This is a genomic window from Streptomyces africanus, from assembly GCF_002150735.1.
Taxonomy (GTDB): domain Bacteria; phylum Actinomycetota; class Actinomycetes; order Streptomycetales; family Streptomycetaceae; genus Streptomyces; species Streptomyces africanus.
In genome coordinates this window covers 1-7,443 of the sequence record NZ_MUKA01000159.1, presented here as the reverse complement: position 1 = coordinate 7,443, position 7,443 = coordinate 1, and the positions used below count along the sequence as shown (strand labels likewise).

The 7,443-nt window shown below is 70.2% G+C and carries 5 protein-coding genes and 1 pseudogene; all 6 read left to right on the top strand.

Annotated elements, in window-relative coordinates:
- Nucleotides 1-72: 72 nt before the first annotated feature.
- Nucleotides 73-972, top strand: a pseudogene (locus CCL05_RS20235) (LacI family DNA-binding transcriptional regulator); the annotation flags it as partial.
- Between the two features lie 384 nt (nt 973-1,356).
- Complete coding sequence (locus tag CCL05_RS20230) at nt 1,357-2,694, top strand: ABC transporter substrate-binding protein (RefSeq protein WP_086561902.1); 1,338 nt, start codon at nt 1,357-1,359, stop codon at nt 2,692-2,694.
- A gap of 8 nt (nt 2,695-2,702) precedes the next feature.
- Nucleotides 2,703-3,587 (top strand): carbohydrate ABC transporter permease, encoded by an 885-nt coding sequence (locus CCL05_RS20225; protein ID WP_086561901.1) that lies wholly within the window; start codon nt 2,703-2,705, stop codon nt 3,585-3,587.
- Nucleotides 3,587-4,501 carry a carbohydrate ABC transporter permease gene (locus tag CCL05_RS20220; RefSeq protein ID WP_086561900.1) on the top strand — a complete coding sequence of 305 codons (915 nt, stop codon included), beginning with the start codon at nt 3,587-3,589 and terminating at the stop codon, nt 4,499-4,501. The genes CCL05_RS20225 and CCL05_RS20220 overlap by 1 nt, the downstream gene beginning before the upstream one ends.
- 88 nt (nt 4,502-4,589) lie before the next feature.
- Nucleotides 4,590-6,188, top strand: a complete 1,599-nt coding sequence (locus tag CCL05_RS20215) for a glycoside hydrolase family 43 protein (protein ID WP_086561899.1) — start codon at nt 4,590-4,592, stop codon at nt 6,186-6,188.
- Between the two features lie 202 nt (nt 6,189-6,390).
- The gene (locus CCL05_RS20210; protein WP_086561898.1) at nt 6,391-7,434 is read left to right on the top strand and encodes a LacI family DNA-binding transcriptional regulator; all 1,044 of its coding nucleotides are present in this window, start codon (nt 6,391-6,393) and stop codon (nt 7,432-7,434) included.
- The last annotated feature ends 9 nt before the right edge of the window (nt 7,435-7,443 follow it).

The following is a 7,443-nucleotide window of genomic DNA, read 5'->3' as shown; positions in this document are numbered from 1 at the left end:
CCGTCGGTGTGCCGCCGCCGGCGAGCGAACGGGCATGGGCGTTGGTGACGTAGTCCAGGTCCCGGACCACCTTCATCACCCGGCGGCGGCACACCGACGGTCGCGATCCTCATCAACAACATCACCGGCGCCGCGTTCGCGCATGTCGCCAAGGGCGTCGAGGGCGCCGCCACACTGCGCGGCTGGCTCTCCCTGGTCGGCACGACCGGCGACGACCCGGAGCGGGAGCTGGCCCTGGTGAACCTGATGCGCCAGCAGGGCGTGGCCGCCGTGATCCTGCTCGGCGGCGCGTACGACTACGACGAGTACCAGCTGCGCATGGCCCGCTTCGCCCGCTCCCTGGACGCGGCCGGCTCGCATCTGGTCCTGGTGGGCCGGCCCCCGCTGGAGGGCGACGTCCCGGCGACGACCGTCGACTACGACAACGAGGGCGGCGCCTACGCGATGGCCAGCCACCTGCTGTCGGCCGGTCACCGGCGCGTCCTGGTCCTGCCGGGCCATGCCGAACTGACCACCGCGCAGGGCCGGTTGAGGGGAGCGCAGCGGGCCTTCGAGGCGTACGGCGTGCCGTTCGACCCGGGTATGGTCCGGCACGGCCCGTACGACTACGAGCACGGGTACGAGGCCGTGGAGGCGGCCCTGCACGAGACGCCGGACTTCACCGCCGTGCTCGCGGGGACGGACGTCGTCGCCGCGGGCGCCATGCAGGCGCTGCGCGCGGCGGGCCTGCGGGTGCCCGAGGACGTCTCGATCGTCGGCTACGACGACATCCCGCTCGCGTCCCAGCTCACTCCCCAACTGACCACCGTGCACGTGCCGTACGAGGAGATGGGCCGCGTCGCGCTGCGCGCGGTGGCCGACCGGCGCGAGGGCGGCGCGGGGCGCCGCAAGAGCGCCGACGGCGACCATCTGGTGCTGGGCACGCATGTCGTGGTCCGCAACTCGGTGCAGCCGCCGGGTCAGCACGGATAGCGGCCAGACGACGTTACGTAACCGTTTTCCCGACCCCTTCGCGACCTGTTCGAGGTTGCGTCGGCGGGCCTGCCGAGGGCCCGGACCGGCCTGCACGGCACCGCAGTGACCTGCGGGTATGCGGGCCCAAGCGCGTGCGCCCGCCGCGCGCCGGGAGATAACCCGGCGGACAAAACGCCGTAACAAATTTCCGCGCACCTCTTGCTAAGAGCCGAGCCCGCCGCCTACCGTCCCAGCAACCGCTTACTACAGCTTCTGCTTACGCTTGGCCGAACCCCCCGCAACCGCGAGCCGACGGTTTCCGGCCGCCGTTCCTGGCCAGCACCACCGAGCCGCTGCCGTCCTCTCGTTCTGAGAACGCCTATTCCGAAGGATCACGGTCAGATGAACTTCACCAGCCCCCGGAGAAGGTTCGCCTCCGCCGCTGTCGCGGGTATCGCGCTGACAGGTCTGCTCTCCGCCTGCGGCGGATCCGGCTCGGGCGACGACGCCGCGTCGAAGTCCGGCCCGGTCACCCTCCCCTTCTGGGGCTGGGCCAACGGCCAGGAGGCGGTCGTCAAGGCGTTCAACGCCTCGCACAAGGACATCCAGCTGAAGTACACCAAGGTCACCGACCAGCTGACCATGCAGAAGCAGCTGACCAACGCGGTGAAGGCCGGCAACGCCCCCTGCCTGGTGCAGAACACCGCCGAGTACGTGACCAGCTGGGTCTCGCAGGGCGCGCTCGCCGACATCACGCGTTACGTCGAGGGCGAGAAGGACAAGTTCAACACCGGCGCCTGGGCGAGCGCGCAGGTGCAGGGCAAGCTCTACGGCGTGCCGACCAGCTCGGCGCCCCAGTTCACGATCTACCGCACGGACATCTTCAAGAAGTACGGCCTGAAGCCGCCGGCGACCTGGGACGACTTCATCGCCGCGGGCAAGGAGCTGAAGAAGCACAACATCAAGATCACCAACTACGCCGGTGAGGACCCGAGCACCCTGGAGGTGCTCGCCATGCAGGCCGGTGCCCACTGGTACGCGATCGACGGCAACGCCTGGAAGGTGAACTTCCAGGACGAGGGCACCCTCAAGGCCGCGAAGGTGATCCAGGAGATCATCGACAACGACCTGAACGCCAAGCTGTCCTTCGCCGACTACGCGGCCGTGCAGCGCAGCTACGACACCGGCGCCACCGCGACCCGGCAGATCTCCACCTGGCAGATGGCCGGCATGGTGCAGAACTTCACCAAGTCCTTCGGTGACTGGGCGCTGGCCCCGTGGCCGACGTACCAGGGCGAGGCGCCCAAGACGCCGGCGGGTACCAACCTGACCGGCAGCGTGACCCTGGTGACCAAGCAGTGCAAGAACCAGGAGCAGGCGGCGCGGGCCGCGCTGTGGATGTCGACGAACCAGGACGCCGTCAAGACGATGGCCAGCCCGGAGACGGGCAATGGCGTGATGCCGGCACTGAAGGACAGCAACGCCTACGTCGGTGAGTCGATCTCGCAGAAGCTGCTCGGCAAGAACTACGAGCCGGCGCAGAAGGTCGTGACGGACAGCCTGGGCACCGTCACCACCGACTGGACCTTCGGGCCCAACTGGACCGCGATGTTCACCGAGCTCCAGGCCGGCTGGGCCAAGGTCGTCAACAAGGAGCAGACGGTCACCGACCTGCTCGCGCACATGCAGCAGTGGACGGTCAAGGACCTGAAGTCCCGCGGTATCAGCGTCAAGGGCTGAGGCATTCGATGATTCGCTCCATGCGCTGGAAGGGTGCCGCGTTCACGGTGCCCTTCCAGCTCGGCTTCGTCTTCCTGTATCTCCTCCCGATCGGCTACGCCGTCTACGAGTCGCTGTTCACGGAGAAGCAGTCCGGGCTGGGCCTCGGCGGCGCCACGACGGAGTTCGTCGGGCTCGACAACTACACGCAGGGCCTGACGGACTCGGCGTTCATGAACTCCATCCTGCGCGTGGTGCTCTTCGCCTGTGTGCAGATCCCGTTCATGCTGCTGATCAGCCTGCTGCTGGCGCTGTTCCTGGACGCCGTCACCTCCAGGGTGGCGAGCCGGTTCCGGATCCTGCTGCTGGTGCCGTACATGATCCCGGGCGTGGTCGCGGCGATCGTGTGGGTCAACCTCTACAGCCCGGACGTCGGCCCGCTGACCCCGATCGGCAAGGCACTCGGGCTCGACTGGAACTTCTTCGCGCCGTCGATGGTGTGGCCGTCCATCGGCAACCTGCTGACCTGGCACGGCATCGGCTACAACATGGTGATCATCTACTCGGCGCTCCAGGGCGTGCCCCGCGAGCTGTTCGAGGCGGCCCGGCTCGACGGCGCCTCCGAGCTGCGGATCGCGCGCAGCATCAAGATCCCGTACGTGCGCGGGGCGCTGGTGCTGACGGGTCTGCTGTCGATCATCCAGATGCTCCAGATCTTCAACGAGCCGGCGCTGTTCCGGAACATCACCCCGCAGACGGTCAGCGACAGCTTCACCCCGATCATGATCATCTACAACCAGGCGTTCAACGCGGGCAACTACAACTACGCGGCGGCCCTGTCCGTGCTGCTCGCCCTGATCCTGGGCGTGGCCTCCTTCCTCTTCTACCGGCTCACCTCGAAGGAGGCCGACTGATGGTGCTGACCGAGCACACCACGAAGCGGCCCCCCGTCCGCAGCGTCCGGCGCCTGCCCCGCCCGGACGCGGCCTCCCGCGGGCGGGGTGGTCAGCGCTTCCTGCTGGTCGGGCTGATCCTGGCCAGCGTCTACAGCCTGTTCCCGGTGTGGTGGCTGATCGTCGCCGCGACCAAGGACCGCACGGCGCTGTACCAGAGCAACGGCCTGTGGTTCTCCGGCTGGCATCTGTGGGACAACCTGCACCAGGTGTTCACCTACCAGGACGGGATCTTCCTGCGGTGGACGGCCAACTCGTTCCTGTATGCGGGGGTCGGCTCGCTCGGCGGCACGTTGATCGCGCTCGCAACCGGTTACGGTCTGGCGCGGTTCGACTTTCCCGGCCGTAACGCGATCTTCGCGTGTGTCGTGGGCTCGTTCCTGATCCCGATCGCCCTGCTCACGCTCCCGCTGTACCTGCTGTTCTCGGCGCTCGGCATGGTGGACACCCCGTGGGCGATGCTGATCCCCTGCCTGATCAACCCGTTCAGCGTGTACCTGGCCAAGGTGTACACCGAGGCGACGGTCCCCTACGAGCTGCTGGAGGCGGCCCGGATCGACGGCGCCGGCGAGCTGCGGATCTTCTTCAGCATCGTGCTGCGGATGATGACCACGGGCGGCGCGACGGTGTTCCTGCTGGCCTTCGTCAACACCTGGAACGCGTTCTTCCTCCCGCTGACCGTGCTGCGCGGCAAGGAGAACTGGACGCTCAACCTCGGCCTCTACAACTGGACCGGCACGCGGCTGGAGTCCGGCATCGACCTCACGGGCCTGGTGCTGACCGGCGCGCTGCTGTCCATCGTCCCCATGGCGATCATGATGGTCGCGATGCGCCGCTACTGGCGGTCGGGCGTGACGCTCGGCGCCCTCAAGTGATCTCCCTCGCCGCCGACTGACTCCGGGGGCCGCAGGTGACCCTGACTCCCTGCGGTTCCCGGGCGCCCACCCCTTCCGGAGCCCTCACGTGACCGTTCTGCACAACCCCGTCCTGCGCGGCTTCGCCCCCGACCCGTCCCTGATCCGGGTCGGCGACTGGTACTACGTGGCGACCAGCTCCTTCGAGTGGTTCCCGACGATCCCGGTCCACCGCTCCCGCGACCTGGCCCACTGGGAGTACGCCGGGCACGTCCGGGGTGCGGCCCCCGGCGGTTCGCTGGCCGGGGTACCCGACTCCGGGGGTATCTGGGCGCCGTCGCTGAGCTGGGACGGGGAACGGTTCTGGGTGACATACACCGTCGTGCGCTCGGTCGGTACGCCGTACTTCGACCTGGACACGTACGTCTCGACGGCCACCGAGGTGAGCGGCGAGTGGAGTGCGCCGCGCCGGGTCGCGAGCCACGGCTTCGACCCGGCCCTCTTCCACGAGGACGGCAGGCTGTGGCTGCTGAACCTCCAGAACGACCACCGGCCGGGCGGCCGGAGGTTCGCCGGGATCGTCGTCACGGAGCTGGACCGGGACACGCTCGCCCCCATCGGGCGGACCCGTCTGCTGCTGCAGCACGACCGGCTGATCGAGGGACCGAAGCTGCTGCGGCGCGGCGGCTGGTACTACCTGGTGCTCGCGGAGGGCGGCACGGGCTGGGAGCACGGGGTGCGGGTGGCCCGCAGCCGGGAGCTGACCGGGCCGTACGAACTCGACGAACGGCCGCTGCTGACCACGCGGGACGACCCGGACGCGCCCTTGCAGAAGGCCGGGCACGGCGAGCTGGTCGAGACGCCGGACGGGCAGTGGCTGCTCGGTCATCTGACGGCCCGTCCGCTGCACACGCCGCAGGGCCGCCGCTGCCCGCTCGGCCGGGAGAGCGCCATCCAGGCGGTGACCTGGGACGCGCAGGGCTGGCCCCGGCTGCGACAGGGCGGTTGGCACCCGGCGGTCGAGGTCGAGGTGCCGACGCGGCCGCACCCGCTGCCCCCCGCTGCCCCGCCCGAGGACCTGTCCTGGCCGTGGAGTTCCCTGCGCGAGCCGCCGGAGGCGTCCTGGGCCGACACGACGGCCCGGCCCGGCTGGATCCGCCTGCGCGGCCGGCACGGGCCGGAGTCCCGCTGGGCGAGCAGCCTGCTGGCCCAGCGCGTCACCGAACACCGCGCCGAGGCCGAGGTCACCGTCGAGGCGCGGCCGGTCACCTTCACCCAGGCCGCCGGGCTGGTGCTCTGGTACAACCCCGAGGCGTACCTCGGTCTGGACCTGACCTGGGCGGAGCCCGAGGGCGAGCCGCAGCGCGGACAGCAGTGGCGGGGCACGCCCGGTGCGGAGGGCCGTACGGTGCTCAGCCTCGTGGAGCGCGACGAGGAGGGCATCCGGCAGGTGGCCGTCGTGGAGGTGCCGGCGGCGGCGCCCGTGACGCTGGGGGTCACGATCGAGGGTGCCGAGGCGCGGTTCTGGCACGTCCGGGACGGGGTGCGGGCGGCGATCGGCCCGGCCCTGGACTTCAGCCGGCTCTCCGACGACCACGGGTCCCGGCTGCGCTTCACCGGTGCGATGGCGGGCATCCATGCCCGGGACCTCGTCGACGCGGCGTTCACAGCGGACTTCACGGGGTTCCGGCTGACCTGTTTTGGCTGACCCGCACACCCGGCTGATCGCGTTGTTCGGGGTTTCGAAAGTTTTGACCGACGAGAACCCGTGAATTCACCTGTCTTCCCGACGTCCTGCGCCGCACCTACAGTAGGAAGCGCTTTCTGCCCGGTCGGATTCCGGATTGCGGTGAGCAGCGCTGGTCGAAACTTTCCACGGCCCTCGGGCGGGCCGGAGAGGTGGGTTCCCGATGGTCCGTACGGCGAGTGCGAGCGTGGCGGCCGGTCCGACGCTGGCGGTCGTGGCCCGCGAGGCAGGGGTGTCGGTGCCGACCGCGTCGAAGGTGGTCAACGGCCGGGAGGACGTGGCGCCCGAGACGCGCCGCCGTGTCACCGAGGCGCTCGACCGGCTCGGCTATGTGCGCAGACCCCGGTTCGACGCGTCGAAGGCGCCGCGGCTGGTGGACCTGGTCGTGCACTCGCTGGACAGCTCCTGGTCGGGCGCTGTGCTGCACGGGGTGGAGGAGGCGGCGCACGACGCGGGCCTGGAGGTCGTGGTGTCGGCGGCCCTGACCCGTACCCGGGCCGGCCGCCCGGAGCGCGGCTGGCTGGACAAGCTGGTCGCCCGGGGCTCCTCCGGGGTCCTGTTCAACCTGGCCGAGCTGAGCGATTCCCAGTACGCCTGGCTGGAGCAGCACCGCATCCCGTTCGTGATGATCGACCCGGTCCAGGAACCGCCGGAGGGCGTGGCGTCGGTGGGCGCGGCGAACTGGCAGGGCGGTCTGACGGCCACGGAGCATCTGCTGTCCCTGGGCCATGAGCGCATCGCCGTCATCGCCGGTCACCGGCGCACGCTGTGCAGCAGCGCCCGGGTCGCCGGGTACCGCTCGGCGCTCGCGTCGGCCGGGGTCCGCAACCGCGCCGAGTACGTCCGGCACGCGAACTTCGACGAGAGCCTGGCCCGCCGCCGCATGCGCGAACTGCTCGACCTGCCCGAGCCGCCGACGGCCGTCTTCGTCTGCTCGGACCGGATGGCGCTGGGGGTGTACCAGGCCCTGGCCGAGCGGGGGTTGAGCGTCCCGGACGACGTCAGCGTGGTCGGCTTCGACGACCTGCCCGAGGCGCGCTGGGCCTCCCCCGCGCTGACCACGGTCCGCCAGCCGCTGTCGGAGATGGCCGCGACGGCCCTGCGGTCGCTGCTGCGCCTGATGGACGGCCACCACCCGGAGAGCACGCGAACGGAGCTGTCGACGCGGCTGGTGGAACGGGCGAGCACCGCCGCGCCGCGCTCGTAGGGGGTGTCC